Below are 15152 nucleotides of genomic sequence, written 5' to 3'. Positions count from 1 at the left end.
TGGGTAGGCCGTTGACGTAACAAGTGATGGAAAGGGTAGGGAGCATACAAGAAAGATGCTTCTACGCGGCAGCTTTGTATCCTAGGTTATTTACGCATCGCCACGCGCTTCTTGGCAAAGCTGGTAGCTACCTCGTCTAATTGCGCTGAAGCCAACACTTTAGCCCCGTTGTTGATGACAACGCGGTAGCGGAAACTCACCGACTCACCCTTTTTGAGCTGTAAGTTTTTAGCCGATTTTCCATTCGTGAAAGCCTTTTCCCCCAGCGGGTTGGCAGCAAACAAGCCGTAACCTCGGGCGTGCCAGAAGGTAGGGTAGTTGGGGTTGGCCGGGTGGTCGATGATGGCGACGCTGACGGAATCGTTGCCCATTTTGCCGTAGGCCATGCACCAGGCGGCGCGGGTGCTCCAGGCGTCGTTGCCGCGCTTGCCGGTGCTGGTGAGGTAGTTGCCGTTGGCTACTTTGTCGGTGCCGCCCTTCACCACGGTCACGTTGCCTTTGTCGTCGGTGAACTTCTGGTCTTTCGTCTCTGGAATTTGCAGGGCGTGGGCCAGCCGCAGGCCCAGCATGCCATCTTTGGCATCGGTGAAGGTGACGGTGGTATTCGCTTTCAGCGTGGTGTAGCGGTCGATGATGCGCTGCTGGGCCGTGCCGCTGAACTCCAGGCGGGTGGTTTCCTCTAATAGCACGTCGCGTTGTTGGTTGGTCCAGTTGGCGTGGTAGGCGAGGGTGCCGGTAGAGCCGTTGGTGGTTTCCAGAATCTTATCCGTCCGAATCCAGCCGTAACCGGCTTTCTTTTCGGCCGGAATAGCGTAGGAATTGTTCCAGAAATCCAGGCCGTTCACGTTTTCAAAGTTGAACCACAGACCCAGGTGGTGCGGGTGGTCGGTAGGGTCGCCGGGCTGGGGCGAAACGGGAAAGCCGCGGGTAACCACCGTGCCGTTGGCCGCATGCAGGGGGTAGAGCACGGGCTTCTCCAGTGTGTCGGGGTAGAGAAAGCTGGTAAACAGCTGCTTACCCACAAATACATCCACCTTCTGGGCGTTGCTGCTTCGGGCCAACCGCACGGGCTGCTGTTGGGCTTGCGCGTGTGCACCGAGGCCACTCAAGCAAAGTAGTAATAAGGTGAGGCCTGTCCTCATAAAAGCTGATTTAGGTACGCAATTAAAAGAGAGCAGAGAAGCACAAGCCGCTTTGCGGCCCCGGCGTCCCAGGGCTGAAGCCCTGGGCTAATCAGCGCGGCAGTACAGAAAGCCACTCCGTAGCCCAGGGCTTCAGCCCTGGGACGCCGGGGCCACAATTTCGTTACAGCGTAAACACCTTGCCGCCTACCATCACTTCCTGCGTCTTCTCGTCGAAGGTGGCTTTCAGGCCGGTGTGGCTGGCCGCGGTGGTCATGATGTTGGCAATGGAGTGGCTGTAGCCGGCCTCCACGGGCGCATTGGTTTCCTTGCGGCTGCGGATGCACTCCATCCAGTTGCGCACGTGGTTGGAGGTGAGCACGTCGCCGCCGGTGTTGGCCGAGGCAACGGCCGCTTCGGTGTTCGACAGGCTGAACTCCTGCAACAAGTTAGGCTGCATGTGCATGGCCTCGGCGTGGCGTTTGGTGAGGCCGCCGGTAGGCGACACCTTATTGGTAATCAGGTTCAGCTCGCCGCCGTTGGAGTAGTAGATTTCGGCCGGGCGCTCGTCGCCGTTGTGCATGCGCGAGGCAAACGCCACTTGAAACCCCTGCGACAGGTCGTTTTCGGGGCCGTAGTCGAACACAGACGTGATGGTGTCCCAGTTGCGGCGGCCGTCTTTCCACATGTAAATGCCGCCGTTGGCCACCACGCTGCGCGGGTGCTTCAGGCCCGTAAACCAGTGCACGGTGTCGATCTGGTGCGACATCCACTGGCCGGGTAGGCCCGAGGAGTAGGGCCAGAACAAGCGGTATTCCAGGTACTTGCGCGGGTCGTAGGCTTCGTTGGGGCGGTTCATCAGGTAGCGCTTCCAGTCAATGTCTTCCTGGCGCAGTTCGCTCACCAGCTCCGGCCGCCGCCAGCGGCCCGGCTGGTTCACGTTCCAGCTCAGCTCCACCATCGTGATAGGCCCAAACTTACCCGATTTGATGTACTGCTCGGCCGCTTTGTAGTTGTCGCCGCTGCGGCGCTGTGAGCCAATCTGGATAATCTGCTTCGAGGCCTTCACCGCCTTCAAGGCCGCGCGGTTGTCCTCCATCGTCTCGGCGAAGGGCTTCTCCACGTAGGCGTCGCAGCCGGCTTTCACCGCCTCAATGGTGTGCAGGGCGTGCTGGAAATCGGCGGTGCCGATAAACACCGCGTCAATGCCCTTGCTGGCATACATTTCTTCGTTGTTGCGATAGGCCGTCACGTTGTGACCCATTTTCTCCTTCCACATGGCAGCTCCTTCTTCGCGGCGGCGCTTCCAAATATCGGATACGCCTACCAGGTCGAAATTCAGCTCTTTGTAGTGGTTCAGAAAGCAAGGCATGTGGGTGTTGCGGTGGCGGTCGGAAAAGCCGACGACGCCTACCCGCACCCGGTCGTTGGCACCGATGATGCGCTTGTAGCTGCTGGCCGACCATGCCACCTGCGGCAGCATGGCGCCGGCACCGGCAACGGCTAATTGTTGGAGAAAAACACGGCGGGGAGTAGACATGATTTTAGCTGTTAGCTTATCGCTGGAAGCTGCTGGCTTTTTGTGGGAAGCTGCTGCCAGCTGAAAATGTATAAATAATAGATTTTTAGATCGTTGGATTTTGCTTTTATAAGCTATCAGCTAATAGCTAAAAGCCAACAACTCAAAAAATCTACTTCAATTCCTTGATCTTAATGCTGCGGAAGGAAACACGGTTGCCGTGGTCTTGCAGCAGCAGGTGGCCCTTGGGCGCCTCCCCGAAGTTCGGCCACACCTTGTATTTGCTGATGGCTACCAAATCGCGGAATTCCTTGGAGCCGCGCTCGTATTCCAGCACCTTCGAGCCGTTGAGGTAGTGTTCCACGTGGTTGTTGGGGTAGACCACCACGCGGCCCACGTTCCACTCGCCGATGGGGTGAATAAAGCGCGGCGACTTATCTGCCTTTTTCAGGTCGTAGAGCGAAGCCAGCGTGCGGTTGCCGTCGCGGCCGAGCTTGGCATCGGGGTGCAACTCGTCGTCGAGGACCTGGTATTCCAGGCCGATGGCCGAGCCCTGCGTTTTCTCGTCCAAGGTCACGAAGTACTTCACGCCGCTGTTGGCGCCGGGCGTCAGCTTGAACTCAAACGACAGGTCGAAGGCGCTGTACTGGTCGTCGCTCACAATGTCGCCGCCGTTGGCCGCTTCCTTGCCCTCCGACGACAGCACCGTCATGGTGCCATCCGTCACCTGCCAGCCCTGGGCCGGGAAAGCCCCGCCTTTGGCGCTGTGCCAGCCCTTGTTGGTCTTGCCGTCGAACAACAGCTTCCAGCCGCCTTTTTTCTCGCTGGTGGTGAGCGTATTCGGCTCAAAATTCACCACATACACATTAGCCGGGAAGGGCGTGGGTTGTAAGTTGGTAGTCTTGATTTTGATATCTTTGAAGTAGATTTTCCTGCCTTCCTGCGCCTTGTCGGAGATGCCGTGCACCTGCAGGCCAATGAAGCCCTTGGGGTCGATGGGGTCTACCACGTAGGCCACGGGCGTGTTGTTGAGCCAGGTTTTGGTCTCGTTGCCAATGCACTCAATCTTGAGGTGGTTGTACTGCCCGGCCTTATAGGCTGTTTTAGCCTCGGGGTGCAGATCTAGGGGGTAGAGCCACTGCCGGCGCGCTTCGTCGTAGATGCCGCCCGACCAGCTCCGCGCCGTTGGGTCGATTTCCACTTGGCGGCCGTACACCTTGCCCTTTTGCTGGGGCGAATCAAAGTGGCTGCGCGTTTGCACGCCGGAATTGCCGTCGGTGCTCTCCATCTTGATGTCTAGCTCCAGCACAAAGTCACCGTACTCCTTCTCGGTCACCAGAAACGTGTTGCCGGAGTTCATCACGGTAGTGCCCACAATGACACCGTTTTCCACCTTATAATCGGCAGTGCCGGCCAGCTTTTTCCAGCCTTTCAGCGTTTTACCATCGAACAGGTTTTGCCAGGTATCGGCGGCCTTGGGCGCCGGCGGGTGATGAAAAGCGGTCAGTAGAAAAGTAGCGGCGCAGGTGGTAAGAAAGACTGTTGGTTTCAAGGGTAGGAGAGTGAAGTGGATGGGTTTGTTGTGGGAGTAAGCTACTCTTTTTTAAGAGATTTGGCAGTCAGCTCTTCTCAATAGAAGCGCTGACTGCCAAATGGTTGCTTAATAGCCAGGATTTTGGGGGAAAGCGCTGGCGCCGCCCGCCGTGCGGTCAATCTGGTTTTGCGGAATGGGCCGCAGCACGTGGTAGTCTTTGATGTTGGGGGCGCCATCGGGGTTGTAGAGGCGTACGCGCTCTACCAGCTTGCCCCAGCGCTTCAAGTCAAACCACCGAAGCATCTCGCCCAGCAACTCCCGCTCCCGCTCCTCCATCATAAACTCCATCGTCAGCTGATCGGCCGTGATTTGCATGGCGGCCTCCTTGCCCGGAAACGCTGCCCGCCGCCGCACCGCGTTGATATAGGGTAGGGCCTCGTTCACCTTGCCTTGTTTCAGCAGCGCTTCGGCCGCAATCAGGTGGGTTTCGGCCAGCCGGAACATCAGGAAGTCGCGGCTGCCGTTCAGGTAGGACAAATCGGGCCGCAGGGCATCCAGAAACTTAGTGAGGGTAGGGAAAAGGCGCGCACTATAGAGGCTGGGCACCAGCACCTGGTAGGGCTTGCTGGCGCGCTTGGCCCGCGACCATTCCTCGCCGGGCAGGTAAATGGCCGTGTCGCCGAGCTGGTAGGTAACGCGCGTTTTGGTGTTGTCGAAGAGGTTGGTGTAGGTGCCGGGCTTGTTGCTGAGGTAGGTGCTGCGGAAGCTTTTCTGGTAGCGCGCGTCGTTGGTGCGGTCCTTAAAGATGGTGTTCAGCGTGTAGTTGGTCGGCCGGAAACGCTTGTAGGGGCGGCCGTAGAAAACGTCGCGCTGCATGCCGGCCACCACGTCGTACTCCATCAGAAAGTGGATGTGCGTTTCGTTACCGGGGCCGTTGGTGGTAGGGTCGGAGGTGTACTGGGTCGCAAAAATCACCTCGTCGTTCACCTCGCCCGCGCCCTGCGCAAATACGTTGGCAAAGTCGGGGAGCAACTTATAGGAGTAGTTCTTGATGACGTTTTGGGCGTAGGTAGCGGCCTGGGCGTAGTCGTCGGCGGCAGCGGCTTCGGAGGTAGCTTTAGTGAGGTACACCCGGGCCAGCAGATGCTCGCAGGCACCCTTGGTCACGCGGCCGTAGTCGGTGGTGGAGGTGAGGTCGGGTAGGGCTTCCTGCAAGTCCTTCACAATGGCGGCGTACACCTCGGGCACCGGCGTGCGCGAAGCCTCTTTGTTGGCCACGCTGTTTTGCTCCAGCACCAGCGGCACCGCTCCAAACATCTGCACAAGAACGAAATAGTGGTGCGCCCGCAAAAACTTCACCTCGGCCACGCGGCGCTTTTTCACGGCTTCTTCCAGGCCCGTCACGTTCGGGGCCTGGGCCACTACCGCGTTGGCCGTGTTGATGCCCAGGTAGAAGGCGTTCCAGATGTCGTTGAGGTAGCCTGTGCGGGCGTCGAGCTGGGCCGTGTACTGGTTCACAAACTTGTAGCCCCCATCCGACCCCATGGTGTAGGTGTCGGTGCCAAACACGGTCATAGTCATGCCGCTTTCGCGGCCGTAGTAGTCGCGCAGGGAAGCGTACACGGCCTGGGTGGCCGCGTTGAAGCCGGCCGGACTAGTAATGTATTCGGAGCCTACCTGCGAAATGATTTCCTCTTCCAGCAAATCATTGCACGAGGAACTAGCTGCCAGAATCATAGCGGCTGCAAGCAACCTGCTGTATGTCAAGAATTTCATAAGAATACGTCGGAGTAGTTGAAGAACAGACTACCGCATGGCACCGCGGCCGGCAGGGTAGGGGTAGGAAGGCCTAGAGCTTGGCGTTCAGGCCGAAGGTGATTTGCCGCACCGACGGAATCTGGCCCGCATTCACTTGATCGTCCACTTCGGGGTCGATGCCCTTGTATTTGGAGCGGTAGGGGGCAAAAATGAAGGGCTGTTGAATGCTGGTGTACAGGCGCAGCCCACTCAGGTGCAGGCGCTGCACCACGGCCGGCGTGAAGTTGTAGCCTAAGTTGATGTTACGCACCTTCACAAACGTGCCGTCGAAATACTGGAGGGTAGAGCCGTAAATGGGTTCTTCCTGGTTCACGTTGGGCCGCGGGAAGTCGTTGGTGGGGTTGTTGGGCGTCCAGTAATCGATATCCAGGTTGTTGTAGCGGCCCGCTAGCCGGTTGTACGCCGTGTGAAACTCGCTGCGTATCATGCTGCCTACCCGCGCATAGACAAAAAACGAAAAGTCGAACCCCTTGAATTCGAAGCGGTTGGTGATGCCGCCCGACCACTTCGGTACCTGGGAGCCCAGCACCACACGGTCGTTGGCATCAATGCGGCCGTCGCCATTCTGGTCTTTCACTTTAATCTGGCCCGGCGCCTGCCCAAAGCCTTTGGCCTGGTCGGCCTCGTCGGTCTGCCAAATACCAATCTTCTCGTAGTCGAAATACGCCGTAATCGGCTGCCCGATAAAGCGCCCGCTGCCCACATCGTCTACCTTGCCGTTGAACAGCTCCAGAATGGCTTCGCGGTTGCGGGTGAACTGCACGTCCGTCGACCAGCGGAAACCACCAGCAGTGTTCAGGTTGACGGTAGACACCGTGGCTTCTAGGCCGCGGTTGCGGGTGCGGCCCACGTTGCGCAGCACCTGCGTAAAACCGTTGGAAATGGGCAGCTGGTCGTAGAGCAGCAGGTCGCTGGTATTGGCCTGGTAAGCTTCCAGGGAGCCCGACAGGCGACCTTTCCACAGGCTGAAATCCAGGCCGATGTTGCCGGTGGCGGTGGTTTCCCAGCGCAGGTCGGAGTTGCCGAGGCTGCCTACCCGGTAGCCGTAGGCGGGATTGTTGCCGAAGGCATACGTGGTGCGCGACAACAGGCTCTGGGTCTGGTAGGGGTCGATGCCCGTGTTGCCGATAACGCCGTAGCTGGCGCGCACCTTCAGTTGATCCAGCCACGACACGTTCTTCAGAAAGGCCTCGTCGCTGGCATTCCAGCCCAGTGCCACCGATGGGAAGAAACCGTATTTGTTGTTGGCCCCGAAGCGGGAGGAACCATCATAGCGGCCCGTGAGCGTGAGCAGGTAGCGGCCCTTAAAGTCGTAGTTCACGCGGCCCATGAAGGACTGCAACGTCCAGGTACGCAGGTCGGTACCGGGCGTGTTGAAGGTGCTGGCCTGGCCCAGGTTGTAGAACTCCTGCGTTTCGGCCGCCACCCCGTTCACGTCGATAAAGGCCCGCTCGTACCGGTCGCGCTGGATGGAATGCAGGGCCGTGACGCCCAACGTGTGCACATCCTTGAACGTCTTGTTGTAGGTCAGAATGTTCTCTAGCGTGTAGTTGAAGCGTTGGCCGTACTCGGTGCGGGCGGTGGCCGGTGCCAGTCGGCGGGCGTTGGTTTTGCTCCCCGTGAAGCTGCCAAACCGCTCGTTGGTCAGGTCGGGGCCGAAGTTGAGGCGGTATTGAAGCCCATCCGTAATCTTCCAGTTCGCATAAATGCTGTTGAACAGGCGCACCGTGCGGGTTTCTACAATGTTGGCGCCCGGCACTACTTCGGCTGCGGGGTTGGAGCGCAGGCCGTCGGGGGTAGGTAAGAAAATGAGGTTGCCGTCCTCGTCGTAGGGCTTGCCCAGCGGATTTTCGTTGAGTGCCCCGCCAAAGGGACTAAAGCGTCCCCCTCCGTACACGGGGCTGTCGTTGCCGTTGTTGAGGCTGTATACCCCCAGGGTAGAAGTACCTACCTGGAAGTGGTCGTTGATCTGGTGTTCGAGGTTGATGCGGAACGTAAAACGCGTGAAATCAGTGGTTTTCAGAATGCCGTTTTCCTTGAAGAAGTTACCCGAAACAGCAAATTGCGTTTTCTCGCTGCCGCCCCGCACCCCTACCTGGTGGCTCTGGATGCCCGCCGTGCGCAGCAGCATGGAAGGGTAGTCGATGCTGCGGCCCTGCTCAATTCCTTCCAGCTCCACGGCCGAGAACAGGCGGCGGTCCGCCGCGGCCGGGTCGGAGTCGTCGTAGTTGCCCACGGCCCGGCGCGACTCCCGCTTCATTTCCGCAAACTCTGCTCCGTTCATAATATCCACCCGGCCCAGGGCCTGCGAGAAGCCGCCGTAGGCGTCGTAGCTCACCACCGTTTTGCCAGCCGTGCCCCGGCGCGTCGTCACCAGCACCACGCCGTTGGCCCCGCGCGAGCCGTAAATAGCCGTGGCCGATGCATCTTTCAGCACCTCCATGGAGGCAATGTCATTGGGGTTGATGTCGTCGATGCCCGCGGCCAGCGGAATGCCGTCTACCACGTACAGCGGTTCGTTGCTGGCATTGATGGAGCGTCGACCCCGAATGCGCACCGTAACGCCCTGACCGGGGCGGCTACCCGCTTGTGTTACGTCCACGCCGGCGGCCCGCCCTTGCAGCGCCCGGCGCGGATCGGATATGGGCAACTCGCTGATTTCGCGGGAAGTAACCGAGGAAATTGCACCTGTGGTCTGGCTCTTTTTTTGGGTGCCGTATCCTACCACCACCACGTCGTCCAGGGACTTCACATCCTCCTGCAACGTCACGCTGAATTGCCGCCGACTACCGATGGTCACGGTTTGCGGCGTGTAGCCAATCGAGCTAATAACCAACTCGGTAGCGGTAGGCGGGGCCTGTAGCGTAAAGGTACCGTCGGGGCCGGTGCTGGTGCCAGTGGTTGTGCCTTTCACCTGCACCGTAACGCCGGGCAGTGCAGACCCTTTTGCGTCCACGATCTTGCCGCTGATGGCGTTGCCCGGCTGTTGGGCTACCAGCCTAGTAACCGTTGCTGCCAGGAGCAGTAACAATAACAGGATAGCCTTGGGTAGGCAATTAGTATAAGGTGTTGTCATAATAGGTAGGGAATAGGGTGTGGGACAGAGGGAAGCCAAGCGAAAGCCTGAAGTATGCAGACGTGTGTGCCCTAGAGTTGCTAGTGTTATAATCGAATAGATATTGCTAAATCGTTTGCGCTAACGTTTGCGAGATTGACGCGCAAATTCAACCCTTTATACAACTAATTATCGTATGCCTGAGGCACTTAGTGGTGTTGGTAAACCTATAAAAAGGGATTAGCACTTCAAAAAAATAGCAGATTAATCTATGCAAACGTTTTCGTAATTACTGAACATAAAAAGCTGGAATTATGCTAAAGGGCTGTAGCTTGTCGGCTGCTTCTTTTTAGCATATGATTATTCAACTTCTACTTGCTGTTATAGTATCTCTATGGACGCCGGCGCCGGCCCCAGTGCAAGCGTTTCACTTGCACGGCTATGCGCAGGGCACTACGTACACCCTCACGTATTACGCCGCTGATAGCGTGGTGAAGCAGGCTGAAGTAACCCAACAGCTAGAAGAAATCGACGCCTCGCTGTCGCTCTACCGGGCGGGTTCCCTCATCAACCAGTTCAATGCAGCCCCGCGGGGCGTGCGCGCCGATCAGCACCTGCAACGCGTAGTGCGTAAGGCGCTGGAAGTGTACCGCGCCACTAATGGCCTCTTTGACGCCACCGTGGAGCCGCTGGTGCAGGCCTGGGGCTTCGGGCACCAGCCCGCAGCCGGAGCGCCTACCCCGGCCGCCATTCAGGCTCTCTTGCGCCGCGTAGGGTCCGACAAGCTGACGCTACGCGGCGACTCCCTCCTGAAGCAAGTTCCTACCCTGCATCTTGACCTCAATGGTATTGCCCAGGGCTACACCGTGGATGTGCTGGCGGTCCTGCTGGAGCGCCACGGCATTCGGGACTACGTGGTGGAGCTGGGCGGTGAGCTGCGGGTGCGGGGCCACCGGCAGCCGGGCGGCGAGCTGCTGCGCATCGGCATCGAGCGGCCCGATACCAGTGCGTTTGCACTGCCCGTGTTGCAACAGGTAATTAACCTCACGGCGGGCGGCGTCACTACCTCCGGCAACTACCGCAAGTTTCGGCGGGTAGGGGGGCAGCAGGCGGCGCACCTCATCAATCCTAAAACAGGGTATCCATTTCGTAATGAGTTGATTAGCGTGACCGTAGTGGCCCCCGATGCCCTCACGGCCGATGCCTACGACAACGCCCTAATGGGCATGGGCCTGGACCGCGCCCTCTCGTTTCTGCGACAAAATCCTGATCTTCAGGCTTATTTTATTTATCAGCGCCCCGATGGCGCCGTGGCTGATACGGCTACTGTAGGCTTTACCAAACTCCTGCTTCACCCATGACAACTGACTTCCTTCGCCGAGATTTTCTCAAGAAAACCGGGCTGCTCACCAGCGGCCTGCTGCTGCATAACCAAATGCTGAGCGCCTTTGCCGCACCCGCGGCGGCGGGCAAGCTCAAAGTGGGCGTAATTGGTTGCGGCGACCGGGGCACGGGCCTGCTCAAGATCATCAACGATCTGCCCGACAAGTACGAGGTAACGGCCGTGTGCGACGAGTTGCCCTTCCGCCTTACTAATGCCCTGAAGGTGAAATCGGCTGCAAAGGCCAAAACCTACCTCGACTACCGCGCTCTGCTGGACTCGCGCCAAGTGGAGGCCGTGATTATTGCCGTGCCGCTCTACTTGCATTTCGAGGTAGCCAAAGCGGCCCTGCTGGCTGGCAAGCAGGTGTACCTGGAGAAAACCATGACCTACGACATTCCGCAGGCGCTGGAGCTGGTGCAGCTGGCCCGGCAGCGGCCCAATCAGACGGTGCAGGTAGGGCACCAGTATCGCTACTCGCCGCTCTACTATAAGGTGAAGGAAATGATTGACAAGGGCTACCTGGGCAAGGTGACGCAGATTGACTGCCGCTGGGACCGGAACGGCAGCTGGCGCCGCCATGTGCCCGAGCCGGGGTTGGAGCGCAAAATCAACTGGCGTATGTACCGCGAGTATTCCGGCGGACTGGCCGCCGAGCTGCTTTCCCACCAGATCGACTTCATCAACTGGGCCTTCAACACCCACGCCGACGAACTGTTTGGCACCGGCGGCATCGACTACTACAAAGACGGCCGCGAAACCTACGACAACGTGCAGGTGATGGCCCGCTACGCCAAGGAGGGCATGGTTGGCAACTTCGGGGCCACCTGCGGCAACGCCTACGACGGCTACCTGTTCAAGCTGAAAGGCACCCGCGGCACCATCTCGCTACTCATTGATGAGGGCGTATACTACCCTGAAAAAGACACGCTGAAGGAGTACGGTACCGTAGATGGCGTGACCGGCGCCACGAAAATCACCTGGGACAAAAACGGCGGCATTCCCATCCAAACCGGCCCGCTGAAAGATGGCTCCTGGTACGCGCTCAACGATTTTCATCGCACCGTGCACGAAAAGAAGCTACCCGATTCCAACGTCTTCACCGGCGCCAAAGTGGCCTGCACGGTGCATATGGCCAATCAGGCCATCTACAACCGCACCATCGAGCGGTGGCAGCCTGAGTATAACGTGTAGGGTAGGGAGCGGTGTAGAGACGCATACTTGCGTCTCGTCGTTGCTGATGTTGTTCGCTATAACGATGCTGACACGTGTTGTTCGATGACAAGACGCAAATATGCGTCTCTACACTGTTCTAATGACTCTTTTAGTTAACGTAAACAGTTAATAGAGCATCATCATTTTAGCAGTTCTTGCATGACCGATTCATTTTCCCTGCGGGACAAAGTAATTGTAGTGACCGGCGGTACCGGCATTTTGGGTGAGGCCTTTATCAAAGGCATTGTGGCGGCGGGTGGCGCCGTGGGCATCTTGGGGCGCAACGCCGAGGTGGCCCAGACCCGCGCCGAAGCCATTCAGCAGCAAGGGGGTAGGGCCGTGGCCCTGGTGGCCGATGTGTTGGAAGAAACCGAGCTGCAAGCCGCCTGCCAGCAGGTGATGGATACGTTTGGACGAATTGATGGCTTGGTGAACGGCGCCGGCGGCAATGCCCCCGATGGTGTGCTGGACCCCGCCGAGGACGTATTCAAGATGAACCTGGCCGGCATGAAGCGCGTGATGGACCTGAACGTATGGGGCACCGTGCTGCCTACCCAGGTGTTTGGCCCGGCGCTGGCCGAGTCGGGCGCGGGCAGCATCGTCAACATTTCGTCCATGAACTCCAAGCGGGCCATCACTAAAGTGCTAGGCTACAACATGGGTAAAGCGGCCGTGGACTGCTACAACCAGTGGTTTGCGGTGGAAATGGCCAACCGCTACGGCGACCGGCTGCGCATGAACGCCTTGGCCCCCGGCTTCTTTCTTACCGAACAAAACCGCAGCCTGCTCACCAACCCCGACGGCAGCTTCACCGCCCGCGGCGAAAAAGTCATCCGCCAAACGCCATTCCAGCGCTTCGGCCACCCCGACGAGCTGCAAGGCGCGCTAGTGTGGCTGCTCAGCGACGCGTCCAAGTTCGTGACCGGCTCCATGATTTGCGTGGACGGCGGCTTCTCTATTTTTGGCGGCGTGTAGGGGCTGTTTGCACGGTGTAGAGACGCATAGTTGCGTCTCGTCGTCCGCGTCGATTGGCTGAAATCGTCCAACGACGAGACGCAACTATGCGTCTCTACACCGTGCAAACAGCTTCTTAGAAAAGAACTCGTCACTTCTCTTGCAGGGACGAATGACGGGCTTCACTTATAAAAATCCATACATTCAGTAATGCCCCAACAACCCTATTTCTTGGAGCAAACCATGCGCTGGTTTGGTCCTTCTGACCCCGTTTCTTTGGCTGATATCCGGCAGGCAGGCTGCACGGGCGTCGTCACGGCGCTGCATCACCTACCCAACGGCGTGGTGTGGCCGGTGGCTGAAATTCAGGAGCGGCAGGCCGAAATCGAGGCCGCCGGCCTGGTGTGGAGCGTGGTGGAAAGCGTGCCGGTACATGAAGCTATTAAAACCCAGGTCGCAGGATATCAGCAGTATATCGAAAATTACAAGGAGTCGCTGCGCAACCTGGGGGCGTGCGGGATTCGCACCGTCACCTACAACTTTATGCCGGTGCTGGACTGGACGCGCACCGACCTGAGCTACCCCATGCCCGACGGCTCGCGGGCGCTGCGCTTCGAGCGGGCCGCCTTTGTGGCATTCGACACGCTGCTGCTGAAGCGCCAAGGCGCCGAGCAGGACTATACGGCCGCGGAGCTGGAGGCTGCCCGCCAGCGCCTGGCAGGCATGAGCGAGGCCGAGCAACTGCAAGTACAGCGCAACATCATTGCGGGCCTACCTGGCAGCGAGGAAAGCTTCACCTTGGCGCAGTTTCAGGAGGCGCTAGACGCCTACCAGGGCATTGATGCGGCACGGCTGCGGCAGCACCTCATCCATTTTCTGAGCGAAGTAGCGCCGGTGGCCGAGGCAGCTGGCGTGCGCCTCGTCATTCACCCCGACGACCCGCCGTACGCCATCTTGGGCCTACCGCGGGTAGTAAGCACCGCTGCCGACGTAGCGGCACTATTCACCGCCGTGCCCTCGCCCAGCAACGGCCTGTGCTTCTGCACTGGTTCGTTTGGCGTCATCCCCGAAAACGACCTGCCTGCCATGGTGCGCCAGTTCGCCGACCGCATTCACTTCATCCACCTGCGCAGCACCCGCCGCAACGCCGCCGGCGACTTCTACGAGGACAACCACCTGGAAGGCGACGTGGATATGTATCAGGTAATGAAGGAGCTAGTAGAGGTGATGCAGCAGCGTGGGGTTACGCTCCCCATGCGCCCCGACCACGGCCACCAAATGCTCGACGACCTCGCCAAAAAAACCAACCCCGGCTACTCTGCCATCGGCCGCCTCCGCGGCCTAGCCGAGCTGCGCGGGTTGGAGCTGGGGGTACAGCGGGGAAGGATAGGGTAGGAGGGTAGGAGGGTGTGGGGGTAGCAGACAATAAGATGTCTGTCATCCTGAGTGCAGCGAAGGACCTTCTCACGTCTGAACGAGTCGTTGTTACACTTGTCGTTCTAGCGTGATAAGGTCCTTCGCTGCACTCAGGATGACATACTTCCTACCCTTACACTCTCTTGCCCTCCTATTCTTATTCCTCTCCCACCAGCCGCGTTTCCAGCGGCGCGAGCGTCACCAAGCCTTGCTTGTACAAGCTGCCTAAGGCCTTCTTGAATATCTTTTTGCTCATGCCCAGGCGGCGGTAAATGTCGTCTGGCTCGCTTTTGTCACCGAGGGGAATAGAGCCAGTTTTGCGGAGGGCGGCCAGCAGGTCGTCGGCGGCGGCTAGGGCTTCGTCGTAGCCGGGGCGCTGGATGGTGAGGTCGAGCTTGCCGTCGGGGCGCACTTGGCGCACGTAGCCGGTGTGCACGTCGCCGAGGCGCAGGGGCTTAAACACCTCGTTGTGGTAGAGCAGGCCCTGGTGGGTGCCATCCACAATGGCTTTGTAGCCCAGGTCGGTTTCGTCGGCAATGAGCAGCTCGGCGGTGTCGCCGGCTTTGCCGGGGTAGGGCTGGTCGCTGAGGAACCACTCCCACTTGGCCGAGGCCACAATGCGGTCGGTGGTTTCATCGAGGTAGACGAACACCGTGGTACGGTCGCCGGGACGCAGGGTGCGGCGCAGGTTGCTGTGCGGAATCAGCAGGTCCTTTTCGAGGCCCCAATCCAAGAAAGCGCCCACCGCCGACACGTCGCGCACGGTGAGGGTAGCAAACTGCCCGACCAGCGCGTAGGGTTCTAAGTTGGTGGCAATCAGGCGGTCCTCGGAGTCGCGGTACACAAATACGCGCACCGTGTCGCCTACCCTGGTGCCGGTTGGTATGTACTTGGCGGGTAGCAGAATATCGCCATCGTCGGAAATCAGGTACATGCCGAAGTCAACTTCGCGGGCTACTTCGAGTTCGTTATAATCACCTAAAAGCATGTAGTCAAGTAAGAATTAGAAATGAAGAATTAAAAAGGCAGAAGGCCTTTTCGAGGGTAGACTTACGCTGGTTGAACAGGTACAAGCGTGTGGTGTCCTACCGTGTTTTGAGCATCGGTGTCAGACTTTGGGAAGCAGGCCATCCTAGAGC

General features: G+C 58.9%; 10 protein-coding genes. 4 read left to right on the top strand and 6 right to left on the bottom strand.

The features are described 5' to 3' along the window. Window positions 1-86: 86 nt before the first annotated feature. The 5 genes from F1C16_RS10080 to F1C16_RS10060 form a co-directional block, all read right to left on the bottom strand. Window positions 87-1109 carry a PmoA family protein gene (locus tag F1C16_RS10080; RefSeq protein WP_219733326.1) on the bottom strand — a complete coding sequence of 341 codons (1023 nt, stop codon included), beginning with the start codon at window positions 1107-1109 and terminating at the stop codon, window positions 87-89. Between the two features lie 196 nt (window positions 1110-1305). Next, window positions 1306-2661: a Gfo/Idh/MocA family protein gene (locus F1C16_RS10075; RefSeq protein ID WP_185280535.1), complete on the bottom strand. Its 1356-nt coding sequence runs from the start codon at window positions 2659-2661 to the stop codon at window positions 1306-1308. A gap of 151 nt (window positions 2662-2812) precedes the next feature. Continuing rightward, complete coding sequence (locus F1C16_RS10070) at window positions 2813-4192, bottom strand: DUF1080 domain-containing protein (RefSeq protein ID WP_219733325.1); 1380 nt, start codon at window positions 4190-4192, stop codon at window positions 2813-2815. Window positions 4193-4300: 108 nt separating this feature from the next. Then, window positions 4301-5911: a RagB/SusD family nutrient uptake outer membrane protein gene (locus tag F1C16_RS10065; protein WP_258048865.1), complete on the bottom strand. Its 1611-nt coding sequence runs from the start codon at window positions 5909-5911 to the stop codon at window positions 4301-4303. A gap of 112 nt (window positions 5912-6023) precedes the next feature. Beyond that, window positions 6024-9068, bottom strand: coding sequence for a TonB-dependent receptor (locus tag F1C16_RS10060; RefSeq protein ID WP_185280533.1), 3045 nt, complete (start codon window positions 9066-9068; stop codon window positions 6024-6026). A 335-nt stretch (window positions 9069-9403) separates the two neighbouring features. On the opposite strand from F1C16_RS10060, the gene F1C16_RS10055 reads away from it, so the two are divergent. The 4 genes from F1C16_RS10055 (at window position 9404) to uxuA (ending at window position 13992) form a co-directional block, all read left to right on the top strand. Then, window positions 9404-10408 carry an FAD:protein FMN transferase gene (locus F1C16_RS10055; RefSeq protein WP_185280532.1) on the top strand — a complete coding sequence of 335 codons (1005 nt, stop codon included), beginning with the start codon at window positions 9404-9406 and terminating at the stop codon, window positions 10406-10408. Next, window positions 10405-11622: a Gfo/Idh/MocA family protein gene (locus tag F1C16_RS10050; protein WP_185280531.1), complete on the top strand. Its 1218-nt coding sequence runs from the start codon at window positions 10405-10407 to the stop codon at window positions 11620-11622. The genes F1C16_RS10055 and F1C16_RS10050 overlap by 4 nt, the downstream gene beginning before the upstream one ends. A gap of 180 nt (window positions 11623-11802) precedes the next feature. Continuing rightward, window positions 11803-12618 carry an SDR family oxidoreductase gene (locus tag F1C16_RS10045; RefSeq protein WP_185280530.1) on the top strand — a complete coding sequence of 272 codons (816 nt, stop codon included), beginning with the start codon at window positions 11803-11805 and terminating at the stop codon, window positions 12616-12618. Between the two features lie 189 nt (window positions 12619-12807). Further along, complete coding sequence (gene uxuA / locus F1C16_RS10040) at window positions 12808-13992, top strand: mannonate dehydratase (protein ID WP_219733324.1); 1185 nt, start codon at window positions 12808-12810, stop codon at window positions 13990-13992. Window positions 13993-14170: 178 nt separating this feature from the next. On the opposite strand, the gene F1C16_RS10035 is transcribed toward uxuA, so the two are convergent. Next, complete coding sequence (locus tag F1C16_RS10035; RefSeq protein ID WP_185280529.1) at window positions 14171-15001, bottom strand: S1 RNA-binding domain-containing protein; 831 nt, start codon at window positions 14999-15001, stop codon at window positions 14171-14173. Window positions 15002-15152 lie beyond the last annotated feature (151 nt).

The sequence above is a fragment of the Hymenobacter sp. NBH84 genome (genome assembly GCF_014217645.1).
Lineage (GTDB): Bacteria > Bacteroidota > Bacteroidia > Cytophagales > Hymenobacteraceae > Hymenobacter > Hymenobacter profundi.
This window is presented reverse-complemented; position numbering and strand designations above follow the sequence as displayed.

Bases quoted from the DNA above. Each gene is read 5' to 3' on its own strand.
- F1C16_RS10035 (WP_185280529.1), bottom strand. From the start codon at position 15,001: ATGCTTTTAGGTGATTATAACGAACTCGAAGTAGCCCGCGAAGTTGAC.
- F1C16_RS10075 (WP_185280535.1), bottom strand. From the start codon at position 2,661: ATGTCTACTCCCCGCCGTGTTTTTCTCCAACAATTAGCCGTTGCCGGT.
- F1C16_RS10065 (WP_258048865.1), bottom strand. From the start codon at position 5,911: ATGATTCTGGCAGCTAGTTCCTCGTGCAATGATTTGCTGGAAGAGGAA.
- F1C16_RS10055 (WP_185280532.1), top strand. From the start codon at position 9,404: ATGATTATTCAACTTCTACTTGCTGTTATAGTATCTCTATGGACGCCG.
- F1C16_RS10045 (WP_185280530.1), top strand. From the start codon at position 11,803: ATGACCGATTCATTTTCCCTGCGGGACAAAGTAATTGTAGTGACCGGC.
- uxuA (WP_219733324.1), top strand. From the start codon at position 12,808: ATGCCCCAACAACCCTATTTCTTGGAGCAAACCATGCGCTGGTTTGGT.
- F1C16_RS10060 (WP_185280533.1), bottom strand. From the start codon at position 9,068: ATGACAACACCTTATACTAATTGCCTACCCAAGGCTATCCTGTTATTG.
- F1C16_RS10050 (WP_185280531.1), top strand. From the start codon at position 10,405: ATGACAACTGACTTCCTTCGCCGAGATTTTCTCAAGAAAACCGGGCTG.